This is a genomic window from Myroides guanonis (assembly GCF_900114085.1).
Lineage (GTDB): Bacteria > Bacteroidota > Bacteroidia > Flavobacteriales > Flavobacteriaceae > Flavobacterium > Flavobacterium guanonis.
The window spans coordinates 1-15,871 of the sequence record NZ_FORU01000009.1; the positions used below are offsets into that span (position 1 = coordinate 1).

At 33.6% G+C, this 15,871-nt stretch carries 9 protein-coding genes and 1 pseudogene; 2 read left to right on the forward strand and 8 right to left on the reverse strand.

Annotation, left to right across the window (positions count from 1 at the left end):
- A pseudogene (locus BM024_RS13715) lies at positions 1-345 on the forward strand (hypothetical protein); the annotation flags it as partial.
- Positions 346-516: 171 nt separating this feature from the next.
- On the opposite strand, the gene BM024_RS08470 reads toward BM024_RS13715, so the two are convergent.
- The 4 genes from BM024_RS08470 to BM024_RS08485 form a co-directional block, all read right to left on the reverse strand.
- The gene (locus BM024_RS08470; protein ID WP_090679241.1) at positions 517-1,659 is read right to left on the reverse strand and encodes a cytochrome-c peroxidase; all 1,143 of its coding nucleotides are present in this window, start codon (positions 1,657-1,659) and stop codon (positions 517-519) included.
- Positions 1,660-1,669: 10 nt separating this feature from the next.
- Positions 1,670-3,094, reverse strand: coding sequence for a DUF6850 family outer membrane beta-barrel protein (locus BM024_RS08475; RefSeq protein ID WP_090679243.1), 1,425 nt, complete (start codon positions 3,092-3,094; stop codon positions 1,670-1,672).
- Positions 3,095-3,209: 115 nt separating this feature from the next.
- Positions 3,210-4,436: a DUF4876 domain-containing protein gene (locus BM024_RS08480; RefSeq protein WP_090679245.1), complete on the reverse strand. Its 1,227-nt coding sequence runs from the start codon at positions 4,434-4,436 to the stop codon at positions 3,210-3,212.
- Between the two features lie 4 nt (positions 4,437-4,440).
- Positions 4,441-7,134, reverse strand: a complete 2,694-nt coding sequence (locus tag BM024_RS08485) for a TonB-dependent receptor plug domain-containing protein (protein WP_245753880.1) — start codon at positions 7,132-7,134, stop codon at positions 4,441-4,443.
- 568 nt (positions 7,135-7,702) lie between these two features.
- Between BM024_RS08485 and BM024_RS08490 the strand changes: the two genes are divergently transcribed.
- Positions 7,703-10,564 carry an alpha/beta hydrolase family protein gene (locus BM024_RS08490; RefSeq protein ID WP_090679443.1) on the forward strand — a complete coding sequence of 954 codons (2,862 nt, stop codon included), beginning with the start codon at positions 7,703-7,705 and terminating at the stop codon, positions 10,562-10,564.
- 156 nt (positions 10,565-10,720) lie between these two features.
- On the opposite strand, the gene chrA is transcribed toward BM024_RS08490, so the two are convergent.
- The 4 genes from chrA to pheT all read right to left on the reverse strand — a co-directional run bounded on the left by chrA (position 10,721) and on the right by pheT (position 15,825).
- Entirely contained in the window at positions 10,721-11,851 is a 1,131-nt protein-coding gene (gene chrA, locus BM024_RS08495) for a chromate efflux transporter (RefSeq protein WP_090679250.1), read from the reverse strand.
- A gap of 142 nt (positions 11,852-11,993) precedes the next feature.
- A complete protein-coding gene (locus BM024_RS08500; RefSeq protein ID WP_090679252.1) occupies positions 11,994-12,542 on the reverse strand; it encodes a chromate transporter in 549 nt (182 codons plus the stop codon).
- A 2-nt stretch (positions 12,543-12,544) separates the two neighbouring features.
- Positions 12,545-13,090 carry a chromate transporter gene (locus BM024_RS08505; RefSeq protein WP_090679254.1) on the reverse strand — a complete coding sequence of 182 codons (546 nt, stop codon included), beginning with the start codon at positions 13,088-13,090 and terminating at the stop codon, positions 12,545-12,547.
- A 302-nt stretch (positions 13,091-13,392) separates the two neighbouring features.
- The gene (gene pheT / locus BM024_RS08510) at positions 13,393-15,825 is read right to left on the reverse strand and encodes a phenylalanine--tRNA ligase subunit beta (RefSeq protein WP_090679256.1); all 2,433 of its coding nucleotides are present in this window, start codon (positions 15,823-15,825) and stop codon (positions 13,393-13,395) included.
- Positions 15,826-15,871 lie beyond the last annotated feature (46 nt).

Genomic DNA, 15,871 nt, shown 5'->3' on the forward strand with positions numbered 1-15,871 from the left:
TATTTTAGTAAATGGGATGCAGAGTTATTTGAACCTGAGTTTTTGGGGTTTGGGACTTTTCCGTCGGTACAAAAAGAACAGAAGTTTTCATTAAAAGATAGCTTTTCTGTTCTAGGTGAAATAGGAGCTAAGCTTAAAATGGGCAGTGAAAATGCGCTTTATGTTGGATTCTTTGCTGACTATGATTTAGCTTCAGGGAGTGATGAATCTAAACGATTGTTAGAGTATCAACCCATGGGAGAAACTCCTTTAAAGTTCAATAGCGTGATTGAAGCGGAGGAAGGAAAACAACGTTTGAAAGCGTTTTATCTCGGATTAAAAGTTAGATATGCTTTTGGAATGTAATTTAGAATTTAGAAACATTAAGTAAAGATACGGTTTTGCGACAGAAACTAGTATGATTGAAAACGGCTTGAGTTTTAAACTCAAGCCGTTTTTTTATAGGCTATAAATGTTTTTGAAAGGGAACAGGTAATACATTCCTCAAATCTATCTCCTAATCTCATTTTATTAATCTTATTCCTTTGGGAAATCAGGTCTTTTCATTTTATAACGAGTTCCTGATAATGCTTCTAAAAAGGCTACTAATGATTTTTTTTCATCTTTAGTAAGCTCCAATGGTTTTAGCAATGAATCGGTTACTGGGTATAGAGGATCTGCTAGTTTCTTTTCAGGACTTGGATCTATCATATGCATTCCACTATTATAAATGTTTACAATGCCTTCTAAATCGTCGAAAAGTCCATTGTGCATCCAAGGTCTTGTATTTAACAAATCTCTTAGGGATGGTGTTTTAAATTTACCGACGTCTTCGGGGTCCTTGGTTATAGTGAATCTACCCAAATCTTCATATTGTCTTTTGTAATAGGTGAGTCCTATATTGTGAAACTCATCGTCTGTTAAGTCTTGTCCATGGTGGCAATTCATACATCTTCCTTTGGTTCTAAAGATGTGCATTCCATAAATCTCTTGGTCGTTAAGTGCTTTGTGATTACCATCAATAAACTTGTCTACACGACTCGGTTGACTTTTGATGGTTCGTTGAAAACTTGCTAAAGCTTTTACGATACGCTCGTAGGTTATCTCGCCATCTCCATAGGCTTTTTCAAAATAGGGCTTGTATCCTTCTATTTTGTTGAGTTTGTTAGGTAGTTCTGCAACATCCATAGCCATTTCATTGTGTGCTGTTAATGGACTATGGGCTTGCTCTTCCAAAGAGGTTGCTCGTCCATCCCAAAAGAATATTTTTCTATTGGCTATATTAAAGAGACTAGGGGTGTTACGTGTTCCCATTAGATGGTCAGTTCCCATTGCAACTTTTCTTTTGTCTGTCCATCCAATTTCTGGATCATGACAGTTACTACACGATATTTGGTTTGATTTCGATAGCCTAGGGTCAAAAAAGAGTAGTTTTCCCAATTGTACCTTGGGTAAGTCTTGTGTTTTGAAATAATGGGTATCCTGTGGAATACTTGCCATTTCTTTCCAATTAATTCCTTCGTCTATGGTTGGTTGTGGCCATTGACTAATAGGTTTTTTATAGTTCTCTATTATGGACTGGTATTCTGGTTCATTGAAGTTCAGTATCTGGTCTAAGGGCGCAAAGCTCAAAAGTCCAAAAGCTGTAATAAGTGTTAGTAATCCTACTGTCTTCTTCATTTCTTATTTCTTAAAAAGTAACTCCTATTGTAATGTTGATGTTCTGATTGTTTTCTTTTGTCTTAAACTGAATGGCATTCCAGTCAAATGTTACATAGACCATTGGAAAGTTAATAGGTTCAAATTGATAGGTTGCCGATGTTCCCCAATGTATATAATTTGTACTGTTGTATTTATAGTCTTGTTTTAACCACTCTTGTATACTTTCTTTTCTAGTTTCGGTTTGCAGCATATTGCTACTATTGGAAACATTTCGATAGGTAAATGTTGGAGTGAGTTTCAATGCTGATTTAGTGTTTAATTTCTGGTAATAGTCAAATGTTAATCCTAGAAATTGATATTGAAATTTTTGGGCAACTCCAGTTTCTTTTAATTGCTCAATTGTTTGCTGAATCTTGAAATAAGGTGTTATTGATAGGGTATAATGAGGTGCCGTAAAGGAATAAAAACCTTCAATAGTATGACTATTGTCTTCAAATTTATAGTTTTCTTTTTCCATTAAACGAATTAGATATTTATCGTTGTTTGAATACAGTATATCTATTCCCGAGTGATTTGTGATATTAGTTTGCCATCTTAGCCCCAATTGGTGTTGGTTCCAATGGAATAATTTTAACGCATGTATTTTAAGTTGTTCTTTTTTTAACTTATTTATATCATCACCTCCTTCATTTATCCCCATACTTGAAAAGACAAGTTTGTCTAAGTTATACTGTCCAAAAGATGCTCCTATAGCAAAGTTCTTGGCTTTGTTTTGAGCGATATTAAATCCTATTTCATATCCCAACTCTTCAAAAGTAACTTTGCTTGATTTATTGCTGAAATAATTATTCCATGTTCCCAATCCCTGCATTTGGTATAGAGAGGCCTGAGATGCTTCATTTGCAAATTTGACAGAAGTGTTTTGGGTGTATTTTGAAAGTAGTGTATAGACGTCAATTGACCAGTTTTTATAGATATCATATCCCAATCCCATTTTTAAATCTATAGTAGAAGAAATGCTTTTTGGACGAGGATCTCGGGTTCTATATCCCATATTAGCTTGATAGCCTAAACTTGCTCCTAATGACCACTTGTTTAGTTCCTTTGCATAGCCACCTTGAAAGGCGTAAGATTGAAATTTGGTGGTTGCTGCGGTTGAATCTGCTATAACATAAGGGCGAATTTTATCGAAATCTAGACTGTTGTTCCATCGAATTCCTCCTTGTCGCTGATTTACATAACTTGCTTTTCCCCAAATGCTTGTTACACTATCTAGTTTTTGAAAGGAATGGGCATGAATACCCATTCCTTTATGATTGTTTCCTTCTTGTTTTTGATATAAATCTGCTTGTTTATTTTCTAATTGAGCGAATAAATCTGAATATGAAAAAGAGCTATAATGTACCTTGTTAGATGGGTTTTCATAATAATTCTTTAGAAATTCTAATTCCATTGAGGTTTTGCTTTTTTCTCTTTGAAAAAAGTTAAGACTGTCTTGTGCTTGAATATGGTTTATATTCAAACAACATGATAGAATCAGGAAACAAGTGGAAATATATCTCATTTATTTAAGAATGGTTTATACCGTTTTTTAAACTTGGTTCTGCATCTCTATGAAAATCTTCTGTTGAATTGTTGGTGTCTTTGTAAAGGTTTCTTCCATTCTCCATAGTTCCTATTACTTTTCTACGTGCAGATTTTCCAAAACGGTTTGGGTCTGAACTCAAAACTCCTACACCTGTCCATCCGTTATCGATTGAAGTACCTAATGCATTGTGTTCCCATCCTTCTATTGGGGAGGAATTTATTCCATCTATAATCCATGCATTTGGAATTGTTTTGGCTGTTTTTGTAGTTACATTTCCTGTTGCATTCGTGTATTCATAAGTATAGGTATAACCTGCTAACCAGCTTTGAATGGTTATTTCTTGTGGGAAGCGCGCTAATGCGTAACTCTCAGCTCCTCTGTTGTGCATTAAAAACATATTATAATTCAAAGTACTGTAAATAACTTTTGCATTCGGTACGCTTGGATTGTCTACATCACCTAATTTTGGATTATCTAGATTTGGATATTCATAATCTGCTCCGCTTAAGTCATAAGCTGGGATATTAGGTTGTTTGTGATTTGCTGCCATATCAGCAATTACAATAAAGTCTCCTGGCTCTATGTTTTTAGCGTTTTCATGTGGTATCATAAGTATCGCTTTAACAGTGAAGTCTGATTCTTTGATCTCTGGTGTAACGTGGTTGTTATTTGTTGTGATAAACTCTGATTGACAAATTAAAAGTCCTCCGGTGCTTAATACTTTATCTGTATTGTTCGTCAGCTTAAAATACTTACTGCTTACATAGGCTTTTCCTTCTAAGGTGGTTACTCCCGTGAAGAATACCTCTTCTATAATGAAGTCTTCGTTGAAACTTTTTACGAATAGTTCTATCGAGATATTGTGTGTGTCATTGATTAAGTCAATACTGCTGTTTGCACCTGCTTGCATTTCTTCTCCTCCTCCTAGAATTACTTTTCCATCTGCAATTATCTTGTAGGAGCCTTTAGGAAGTTTAAATTCTTGAGAAAGGGATTGCATTTTTAATTGCGTCTCTTTTCCTGTGTTGGTTTCAAGAAAGCGAATATCCATTTCATGGATTGATTTGATTTCTTTACCATGTAGATTAACGGTTAAAATACTTTCTTGATTTTGATTGTTTACTATACTGTCATCACTACTACAAGAAGTGAATGTAGTTGAGAGGCTGAATAAAGCAAAACTGAATACTAGGAGTTTTTTGTTCATTATATTAAAAGTTATAGGTTAATTCCATTCCAAAATAGGGGTCAGATTGATCTTTTCGGTAAACTTTATTTCCATTGAAGGTATACGGACTGTAATAAGTGACAAGTTTATCTACAAACAAGGAAGCTCTTACTTCTCTATATATTCTTTTGGTTATCTTAAGATTTACTCGCATGTCAAAATTGTAGTGTTTACTCATATTGTCTGTTGCAGAAACATCTCTAACCAACCACCTTTTATATGGGTCATTTCGATCGCTATCTAGAAAAGGTTGAATCATTCCATCTGTTCCGTAGTAATGTGTTGGAGCTGCTTCTCTGTTTGCTCTTTCTTCGTCTTTAAATAGTACTCCTTGAAAGGAAGTAGATATATTCATGTCTAAAGAAGGTAGATAAGTGTCTACTATAAAGTTGTAATTCAAGCCGGATTGTAAATAACCTACATCATTTTTATAGATTCCAACATAGGGTATTGATTGTCCATTCTGAGAACGGTTTGGTTTTTCGTGTACGGGAATTGTATTGGTATAATCTACTTTAAACCATGCACCTGTTAGTGTGAATTTCGTATTTAAGGTAGAGAAGCGAGGGGAGTAGTAACCAAATTCGATTCCTTTTTTATGAGTGCCACTACCATTGGCATGTTGAGAACGACTTAGGAGTTCTGTTCTTTCTTCATAAGGTAGGTTATCAATAGAAGGTTTTTCTGTTGGGTCGATTATGTTAGAAGCATCATATCTTCTGTAACTGTGACTTAAAAAGTAGGTGTCATTTCTAAATCCATTAGCCATATTCTCGTCGAAATAGGTTATAAACCATTCGTGTTTTGCATAGCTAAAATCGAAGCGTATTTCTTTTTTAATGTTTTTTGCTGCAAGAAGGTCTTTATTGGTAACATCATCTATATAGGTCATGTAATTAACATAACGCAAATCGGGATTGTTATGATAATAACTCAACTGAATGAAGTCTTTATATATTTTGTCTGGATATAGCATTATGGCGGTGGGTTGTTTGAAAAGTTCCCCATATCCCATTGTTATATCTGTTTTTAAAGCGTGTTTTCCAATTGTTATTTCAGGTAGTCCCCATTGAAAAATAAGTCGAGGCTCTACAAACACTTTTTTGCTTAAAGCATATGATTCTTCTAAACCTAACATTTTGGAAACGCGCATTCCTCCATATAAGTTTAAATCGTGATTGTTTATTTTTGCTTGTAGTTTATCTCCAACGAATAGCGCTAAGTTTTGATTAGCGGGAATATCCTTATAAGAACGGGGGCGCAGGCTGGATGAAGTTGAAGGTGGTTTAAGTGGATCAAACATTTCTCCTCTTCCGTAATTATGTCCGTATTTGAAATCAAGACCCGCCTCGATATTGTGTTGTATAAAATGGGTGTTAAACTGTAAATTAGTTTCTAGTTTAGTGTTGATATCTATAGGTCTGCCTTCCGTTCTTGTATATGAAAGAAAGCTTATTTCTGGAAAATAGCCATCATTGACACCTTCTTCTGTAGTTATCGATACACTTGTGGGTCCGTTGTGTTGTACAAATATTCTTTGGTCGATATTCTCAATTCCTTGACGGATATTTGTTGTTAACTTGATGTTTTTAAACAAATTGTTGTCTGTGAAAATATATTCTAGATTATTTGATAGGCTTATCTTTTGACGGTTGTTTTTAAAATAATCCGTTTTGTCATATCCAGAGTCTGGATCTACTTTACTGTTATCTAGGTTAATATTATAGTCTAAATTAGATTTCCAAATCAATTTATTAATGCCATGATTATATGTTTTCTTAGATCGGATGGATGCCGCCACACGATGGTAGTTTTCATACAAATCCCTAGGGTCGGATTGAGCATTTAAATAGTCTATACTGGTATTAATATCCCATGTTGGATTTATTGAAAAACCTTTTCCAAGGTAGTATGACTTACTAAACCCGTCGGTTTTTATTCTTCCTTGCCAATTGGTTTGTCCACTCTTTCTGTGAATAAGAATAAGTCCTGAAGTTAAATCGCCATAAGATACAGTTGGAATACCGCGAATGACTTCTACGCTTTCAATGTCATTGGTAGGTATGGTTCTCATATCTACTCCTTGATTGTTGTTTTCGAGTTTTTGAGCTACTCTTATGTTTCCATTTCCTATAGTTTGTGTATTGTTGACTGCTGTAAGCATATCTACATCTGAGTTTAAAATCTGACCATCCATTACAAATTGAACTCCCATTGAGCTGGTGTTGTATTGGTTGGATTCTGTTCCAAATTCTCTGATTAATACTTTATTAGGATTGGTAAGGTTCGGGGATTTAGCTAGCCCACCAGGTAATAACTCCATAAGGTCTGCAAAACTAGAAGGCTGTAAGTGTTCCATTGCTTTTCTATTTATTATAGATTTAGTGGATAGGTCTTTTCCTTCTGTTGCCGTGATGATTACCTCTTCTAAGGTATTGTTTTCTTGTTGGAGTGCTATTTCAATTTCTTGATTTATAATTACTTCTAGTTGTATTTTTTTTCCAGTATAAGCAACATGAAAAAACTGTACTTGATAGTGTCCTTTATTTAATTGGAATGTAGCTTTTCCTTGTTCATTGGTTAAGTTGAAATTATTTATAGAATCATTCGAAATTTGAATGCTCACATTGGGTAAGTCTTTTTTGAAATCATCCACCAAATGAAATTGTATTTTCATCGATTCCTTTTCTTGTGCTTGTAGTTGAAAGAATAGAAATGAGAAGAGCAGTTGCAATAAAAACTTGGTACTTCTTTGGGGATACATCTTATTTAGATTAATTCTTGGCAAAAGTAGGAAAGAATATTTTATTAGCCTAATGTAATTTAGACTAGTTATATATAGTGCTTTACTAATAGAGATATAAAGTATAATGAGGTAAGTATTAGGGAAACTGTAAAGCATAGTTAGGGGGACATTAATTCTATCTTCTTAATTTGTTCCTACATATAACCAGAACAGAACTTTTATAAACAATCATTTGGGCTGCATGAATAAATGTGATAGGAGACTTGTTGGTTTTAAAAGCAGCTTTCCCTCAATGTGTTTTCTAAGTAGCGCATTCATATATCTATATCTTTGCTCCCTAGCATATAACAGAGAAATCGAATAAACAAATTTGAACCTTCTCAAAATTAAAATTGGTAAATTGCGCCTTACTTATTAAAACACAGAAAATATGAGGTATTTGGGTTTGAAAAAGAATATCAAAATTCGAAGTCAACACATCAAAACTATTGGAGCATTTATGGGGTTATTAGCTCTTTGTTTCAATACGAGTTCAGGTTATGGACAAAAAAAATCATTAGATCACAGTGTATATGATTCTTGGCAATCGATTGGTGATAAAAAACTTTCGAATAATGGTTCTTTTTTATTGTATTCAGTAAATGTTCAAGAAGGGGATAAAACTTTGTTTATTGAAAGCATTAATAAAGGTTTCAAAGAACAAATAAATAGAGGCGAGCAAGCTGTTTTTACTTCAGATTCTAAGTTTTTGGTGTTTTCTATAAAGCCATTTTATAAAGATCAGAAGGCTGTGAAGGCTAAGAAAATGAAAGATAGCGAGTTGGTAAAAGATACATTGGGAATTTTGAATCTTGATTCAAAATCGATGGTAAAGATTCCAATGGTTAAAAGTTTTAAAATACCTGCTAAAGGTGGGGCTTTAATAGCTTATGTATTAGAAAAACAGAAGGATAGTCTGGTTAAAAGCGGTGGAGACAAAAAGGAAAAGAAAGATAAAAAGGAAGCCTCTACTTTAGTATATACAAATCTTGTAAAAGATTTTACGACTTCATTTGAGGATGTTGTGGATTTTTACTTTGATGAATTGGGAACCAGATTGGTTTTCACTACTAAAACTACTATTAATGTTGATTCTGACAAGGTAGAGGACACTTCTATTGAAGGAAATGAGAAGTTGGATGCTGTTGACAAAGAAGATAAAAAGGATGCTGAAAAAGCAAAAGAGAATACAGTATATCGCGTTTATAGTTATAGTACTCAGTCAAATAAACTTAGTTTGATTGCGGAGGATAGCATGCTATATACTCAATTTAATTTTGATAAAAAGGGTAAGCAATGGACATTCATAGCTACTAAAGATGACGAAAAAGCACTGGTTAAATCTTATACACTTTATTATGTTTTAGGGGATAAGATTGTAAAAGAGCTTAATCAATTCGAAAAAGGAATGCCAAATGATTGGGTGGTTTCTGAAAATTACACTCCTGTTTTTAGTGAAAATGGTGAAAAACTATTTTTTGGAATTGCTCCTATGCCTATAGCTAAAGATACTACTCTTATTACTTTGGATCATGCGGTATTAGATATCTGGCATTATAATGAGGATTACCTACAACCGCAGCAATTAGCGAATTTGGAAAAAGATTTAAAGAAAAGTTTTTTGGCTGTTTATGGTATTAAAAACAAACAATTCGTTACTCTTGCTACAGACACTGTAAACAACAGTACATTGATGAATAAAGGAAATTCTGACTATGTGTTGAATAGGTCTGATTTTAGAAAACGCGTAGAAAGACAATGGGATATTACAGGTAAACAGGATTATTTTTTAACAAATACTCAAACTGGAAAAGCAAAAACCGTTGTGGATAATTTAAGAGGCACGGCTTATGCTTCTCCTTTTGGAAATTACATTGTTTATATTAACCTTGAAACAGGTATTTGGTATAGTTATGATGTTAAAACGGAGAAAACAAAACCTTTAAATACTGGTTTAAATGTTTCTTTTCTTGATGAAGAGTTTGATATGCCTGATGTTGCTTATTCTTATGGAATTAATGGATGGACAGATAATGATGCTACGGTTTTAATTAGAGACCGATATGATATTTGGGAATTTGATTTAAAAGGTGATAAACCTGCAAGAATGATTACGAATGGTTTTGGTAGAAAAGAGAAAATTCAGTTGGAATTATTACAGTTAGATGATGAAAAACCTTTTTACACAAGAAAAGAATTATTGTTAGCTGTTGGGTTTAATACCCTTACAAAAGATTCTGGGTTGTATAGTTTAAAACTTCAAGGTACATCGGAACCAAAAATGTTGAGAAGCGATGCTTTTTTGGGCTATAATTCTTTGATAAAGGCTAAAGATGCGGAGGTATATGCTTATGTGAAATCTTCTTTTGTGGATAGTCCTAATATATATACTACTGATTTAAAAACAGAGGTTCAACGCAGTGCTACGAACCAACAACAGATTGAATACAATTGGGGAACTTCGGAATTAGTTCATTGGACTACTCCTAAAGGTTTTAATGCTACGGGTGTTTTGTTCAAACCAGAAAATTTTGATGCTACTAAAGAGTATCCGATGATTGTTTATTTTTATGAAAAGCTGTCAGATAATTTGAATCGTTACGAAGCACCTGCACCAACACCTTCTAGACTTAATATTAGTTATTTTATCAGTAATGGGTATTTGGTTTTTACTCCTGATATTTCTTATATAGATGGATATCCAGGTAAATCAGCAGAGGAATATATTAATTCTGGAGTTGATTATTTAAAGGATTTTGCATGGGTAGATTCGAATCATATTGGGATTCAAGGTCAAAGCTGGGGAGGATATCAAGTGGCTCATCTTATTACAGTAACGGATCGTTATGCAGCTGCATGGTCTGGAGCTCCTGTGGTTAATATGACTTCTGCTTATGGCGGTATTCGCTGGCAAACGGGTATGAGTAGACAGTTTCAATATGAAAAGACTCAAAGTAGGATAGGTGAGATTCTTTGGGATAATATTGATTTATATTTAGAAAACTCTCCATTATTTGCGATGAATAAAGTGACTACTCCTGTTGTTATTATGCACAATGATAATGACGGTGCTGTTCCATGGTATCAAGGTATTGAAATGTTTATGGCCTTGAGAAGGTTGCAGAAGCCTGTATGGATGTTGAATTACAATGGAGATGAACACAATTTAATGAAGAGAGAGAATAGAAAGGATATTCAAATTAGACAGCAACAGTTTTTTGATCATTATTTAAAAGGAGCAGCTGCTCCAGTTTGGATGGTTAAAGGTGTTCCTGCTACTATGAAGGGGAAAACGTGGGGATTTGAATTGGTGAATGAATAATAAGTGAAAGGAATCGGTTGACGGGAAATCGGAGACTGATTTGAAACTTTAATTTTATAGAAAGACCTCAAAGCTTTATTGTTTTGGGGTCTTTTTTTTGTTTATACTATTTTGGAATTATGAAGGAACAAATTTTTTGTTGGTATGTACTACGACTTAGATTAAGTATAACAAATAACCCAAAATAGCTCCTCCGAGCACAATAAATGCACTATTTATCTTTTTAAATTTCAACACTAAAGCTATACTGATTAATGCTATTAAAAGCGCTCTCCAATCGGTTGCGGTTTCCATACCCATAGTTAAACATACAGAGATAATTAAGGCTACAGATGCAACATTAACGGCATCTAGGAAAACGGATAATCCTTTTGATTGCCTCATCTTTTTCATCAATGGATTTAATAGGCCTACTAAAATGAAGGAGGGTAAAAAAATAGCAATAGTAGATACTAATGCACCACCAATTCCATTAATTTGATAACCTATAAATGTAACAGATGTGAAAACAGGGCCAGGAGTAAATTGTCCTACAGCTATTGCATCCATCAATTGTTGTCTTGTTAGTAAACCAGTTGTCACAAGTTCTGTATCCAAGAAGGCAAATAGTACATAACCACTTCCATAAAGTATAGAACCGATTTTTAAAAATATCCAAAATAGTCTTGTATTAGTTTCAGATAGTAAGGAGAACTGAATTGTGTATGAAATCGGAAATAGAAAGAAACTGTTAATCGATTTTGACTTATTGTTTTGGATATAGTAAATGCTCATTATAAGTAAACCAGAACCAAACATCAAGTAAATTTCGCTGAACCCAAATAAAGATAGTACTAGAACTGCAATACCCATAAATGCTAGTTTTATTGATTTAATAGATTTCTTTGCTAGTGGTAAAATAGCACCAATAATAATAGCGATAATAGCTGGTTTTATGCCATAAATGAAAGATTGTAATTGAGGTAAGTGACCATATTTTTGATATAGCCAAGCAAAAAATCCGGTAATAAAAACTGCTGGTAAAATAAAGCACAATCCTGCAACTATTAATCCTTTCCAGCCTCCTTTATCATATCCTATGTGTATCGCCATTTCTGTACTATTAGGTCCAGGAATTAGATTTGTTGCTCCCAATAAATCTAGAAAATGTTGATCGCTCATCCATTTTCTTTTGACTACTACTTCTTGTTGCATCATAGCTATATGAGCGGCTGGTCCTCCAAAACCAATAAAGCCAAGTTTAAGAAAGAGTTTTGCTATTTCCTTTATTGGAATGTTTTGCTTCATTTTAAATAACTATTAAAGATAGACTAAACTTATATTGTAACGAGGTAACAAATGGAATGGATTACTAAAGAATTGCAATATTACAATACTACGATTAGAAAAAGTGCTATTTGATGTTAAGCAAATGTTTCCTTTCGTACTTCTAATAGACCAATAGACCTACTATTGCTGCAACAGCGAGTATTAATATTGGATGTAACTTAAATTTGACTGAACAAATAAATGCAATAATGAATAAAATGGGACTCAGTAAATCAATAAAGTTTTGGTTGTTTGTGAGAGATAAAGCTGCATATGCAATCAATGCTATACTCAGAGGTCTAATTCCAATCATTGCATATGCGAAATACTTATTTGAACGGAATTTTAGAAAGAAATATGAAATAACAGAAATCATGATGAAAGAGGGGAGGCATAGAGCAATTGTTGCAACAAGTGCTCCGAGAACAGAAATAGTTGGAGAATATCCAGCATATTTTAAAGCGCTATAACCAGCGTAGGTCGAAGTATTAATTCCAATGGGACCAGGAGTCATTTGAGAGATTGCCACTAGATCTGTAAATTCTTCTTTACTCATCCAGTGATTGTTTTCTACAACTTCTTCTTGTATTAGAGATAACATGGCATAACCTCCTCCAAAGCCAAATATTCCAATCTTAGTGAAAACCCAAAATAGTTTAAAAAATATCATTCTTACTTATTAAAATAGTTTGTCTTCTGTTTTATTTCATTATAAGCAACACCACCAATACAACCAGCCACTACAATCCAAATAGGAGATACGTTTAAACCCCACATTAGAAATAATGCCAACATTGGTATGATTAGACTTTTTAAAGTCATTTTGTTCGCTTTAATGGCATTATAGCAAGGGGCAGCTATCAAGGCAACAACGACAGGTCTAAGTGCTTTAAAAGCTTTAGAAACATATAGGTTCTCTTGGAATTTACTAAAGAATGCGGCAATTATAAGAATTATAAAAAATGGTGCTATAATTGTTCCTAAAGCGGCTATAATTCCCCCTTTTATTCCTGCTATTTTAAAACCAACAAGGGCTGCAATATTAGTTGCAAATACTCCGGGTAATGACTCAGTTATAGCTAATAGTTCATAGAATTCATCTTGTGATAGCCAATCTCTAGAGACAATCTCTTTTTCGATTAGAGGTATAACAGCATAACCACCACCAATAGTAAAAAGGCCTATTTTAGTAAAGAGGTAAAAGAGTTTAAATAGCATGGGGTAAATTGATTTTTATGTAGAATATGTCTTTAAAATGACACGTAGTATTCAGTACTTTCAATATCGTAAAAATACCATAAAACAGTTTAAATTTCAAATTATTAACCTTTGAATGTTGTTTTAATTTACTCATTTTCAGATGTAGAGTGTTATATATGAAATCTTTTATACACGATAGTTTATCTTTAGTTTAAAATTAAATTGTTGCTGCTTCTGATTTAGTCGTGTCATTATTAATATAAAAAAAGGTCGATTTCAATAGATGAAATCGACCTTTTTTATGTTTGTTTTAGAATGTACTATCGCAATTGTGCCGCTAGCTCAGTTTCTAATTGGTGTTTTATTTTAGACATTACTTTGTCTACTTGCGCATCTGTCAATGTTTTGTTAGCATCTTGCATATAAACTGATATCGCGTAAGATTTTTTGCCTTCTGCTACTTTGTCTCCTTGGTAAACATCAAATAGACTTACATCATTTATAAGGGCTTTATCTACTTGTTTTGCCAAGTTGTAAATTTGCTCAAATGTTATATGCTCATCTACTAAAAGTGCATAATCTCTTTTTACTGTTGGAAATTTATTGATTTCAGCTACTTTAATTTTCGTTGAAAGTACTTTTAATACTTGCTCCCAAATAAAATTCGCATAGCACACTTCTTGTTTAATATCAAAATGCTTTAAAATAGCTTTTTTAAGGATACCGAATTCAACTATCATTTCATTACCTATATAATATGCAATACCTTCTGAAAAGACATCGTTGTGAATAGGTTGCGTAGTGAATTTACTGATTCCTAATCTGCTTAGTATAGCATTGATATACCCTTTAAACTCAAAGAAATCTGTTGGCGTCTGATTTGTATTCCATGAAGCTTTTACATTATTCCCAGTTGAAAATAGTGCTAAGTGTTTTACTTCTTCGTAGTTAGAAAACATATTGTTATATGATTTTCCAAATTCAAAGAATTTCAAATCACTATGTCTTCTATTGATATTATATGACATCGCTTCTAAACCTCCAAATAACAATGTTTGTCTCATTATTGACAAATCTGCACTTAGTGCGTTTAGTACATTTACTTGAGTGGTATCTTTTAACTGTTCCGATAATTTAGAATATTCTGGAGTAGTTAAAGAATTTGACATGATTTCATAGAAACCTTGAGCAACTAATTGATTAGCTACTATGTTTTGAACTTTGTGGTCGTCTAATCTAGAGCTATTGGAAATAGTAGCGTTTAATTTTGAAGACATCTTGATGTTGTTGTAACCGTAAACTCTAAGAATTTCTTCAATAACATCAATTTCTCTTGTTACGTCCCAACGATAAGCTGGAATAGTTATTCCAAGCCCCATGTCTGAAATATTAGTCACTTTGATGTCTAAGGTTACCAATATTTTCTTAATGGTTTCTTTAGAAATTTCTTCTCCTAAAATTCGGTTGATATGGTTGAAATTTAAGAAAACAGAATGATCTTCAATTCTCTTTGGATAAAGATCTACTATGTCAGAAGTTATTTCTCCTCCAGCTACATCCTGTATTAATAATGCCGCATGCTTTAATGCATATTCTGTAATACTTGGGTCAATTCCTCTTTCGAAACGGAAAGATGAATCTGTATTTAAACCGTGACGTTTCGCAGTTTTACGAATACTTACTGCATCAAAGAAAGCACTTTCTAAAAATATTGCTGTAGTGTTCTCAGAAACAGCAGAGTCTAGTCCCCCGAAAACTCCCGCTATACACATAGGACTGTTTTCGTTGCAAATCATTAAATCGTCTTGGTGTAATTTTCTTTCAACACCGTCTAGAGTAGTGAAAGCAGTTCCAGCTTCTAATGTTTTAACTCTTATTTTACCTCCTTTTATTTTTGAAATGTCAAAAGCGTGTAGAGGCTGACCTAAATCATGAAGAACGTAATTGGTTACGTCGACTACATTGTTTTTAGGAGTGATTCCTATCGCTTTCAAACGGTTCTGTAGCCATTCTGGAGAAGGTTTAACTTCTATTCCAGATATGGTTACACCACAATAACGAGGAGCTTTTTTGAAATCTTCAACAACCACATCCATTTTAAGTGTGCGTTTTTCAACTTTAAACTTACTTACAGATGGTGTGATAATTTCATTAGTCGCACTGTTAGGTACGTTTTGGATTAGCCCTGCTCTTAAATCACGTGCTACTCCCCAGTGACTCATTGCGTCTGAACGGTTAGGAGTTAATCCGATTTCGAATACAGAATCTGTTACTATATTAAATAGGGTAGCGGCTGGTGTTCCTGCTTCCCATTTGTCTTCTAATACTAAAATACCATTTCCATTGGTTCCAATTCCAAGTTCTACTTCGGAACAAATCATTCCAAAACTTTCTTCACCTCTTATTTTCCCCTTTTTTATTTGAAATGCATTTCCTTCGGCATCGTAAAGTTCTGTTCCAATAGTAGCAACGGGTACTTTTTGACCTGCAGCAACATTGGGAGCTCCACAAACAACCTGAACAATTTCTCCATTGCCTAAATCAACTTTTGTAACGTTTAATTTGTCTGCATTCGGATGTTTTTCACATGACAATACATGTCCAACTACAACTCCTTTTAAACCGCCTTTTAAACTTTCGTAGGTTTCTAAACCTTCTACTTCTAGTCCTAGGTCTGTTAATAATACAGATGTTTCTTCTGGAGTTATATCTATTTTAATGAATTGCTTTAACCAATTGTATGAAATATGCATTAGAATAATTTTTATGAGTAGGCAAATATAAGCATTGCCAATTTTT

Coding starts and splice junctions, on each gene's coding strand:
- BM024_RS08470 (WP_090679241.1), bottom strand. CDS start 1,659: ATGAAGAAGACAGTAGGATTACTAACACTTATTACAGCTTTTGGACTT.
- BM024_RS08500 (WP_090679252.1), bottom strand. CDS start 12,542: ATGATATTTTTTAAACTATTTTGGGTTTTCACTAAGATTGGAATATTT.
- BM024_RS08480 (WP_090679245.1), bottom strand. CDS start 4,436: ATGAACAAAAAACTCCTAGTATTCAGTTTTGCTTTATTCAGCCTCTCA.
- BM024_RS08475 (WP_090679243.1), bottom strand. CDS start 3,094: ATGGAATTAGAATTTCTAAAGAATTATTATGAAAACCCATCTAACAAG.
- BM024_RS08505 (WP_090679254.1), bottom strand. CDS start 13,090: ATGCTATTTAAACTCTTTTACCTCTTTACTAAAATAGGCCTTTTTACT.
- pheT (WP_090679256.1), bottom strand. CDS start 15,825: ATGCATATTTCATACAATTGGTTAAAGCAATTCATTAAAATAGATATA.
- chrA (WP_090679250.1), bottom strand. CDS start 11,851: ATGAAGCAAAACATTCCAATAAAGGAAATAGCAAAACTCTTTCTTAAA.
- BM024_RS08490 (WP_090679443.1), top strand. CDS start 7,703: ATGGGGTTATTAGCTCTTTGTTTCAATACGAGTTCAGGTTATGGACAA.
- BM024_RS08485 (WP_245753880.1), bottom strand. CDS start 7,134: ATGAAAATACAATTTCATTTGGTGGATGATTTCAAAAAAGACTTACCC.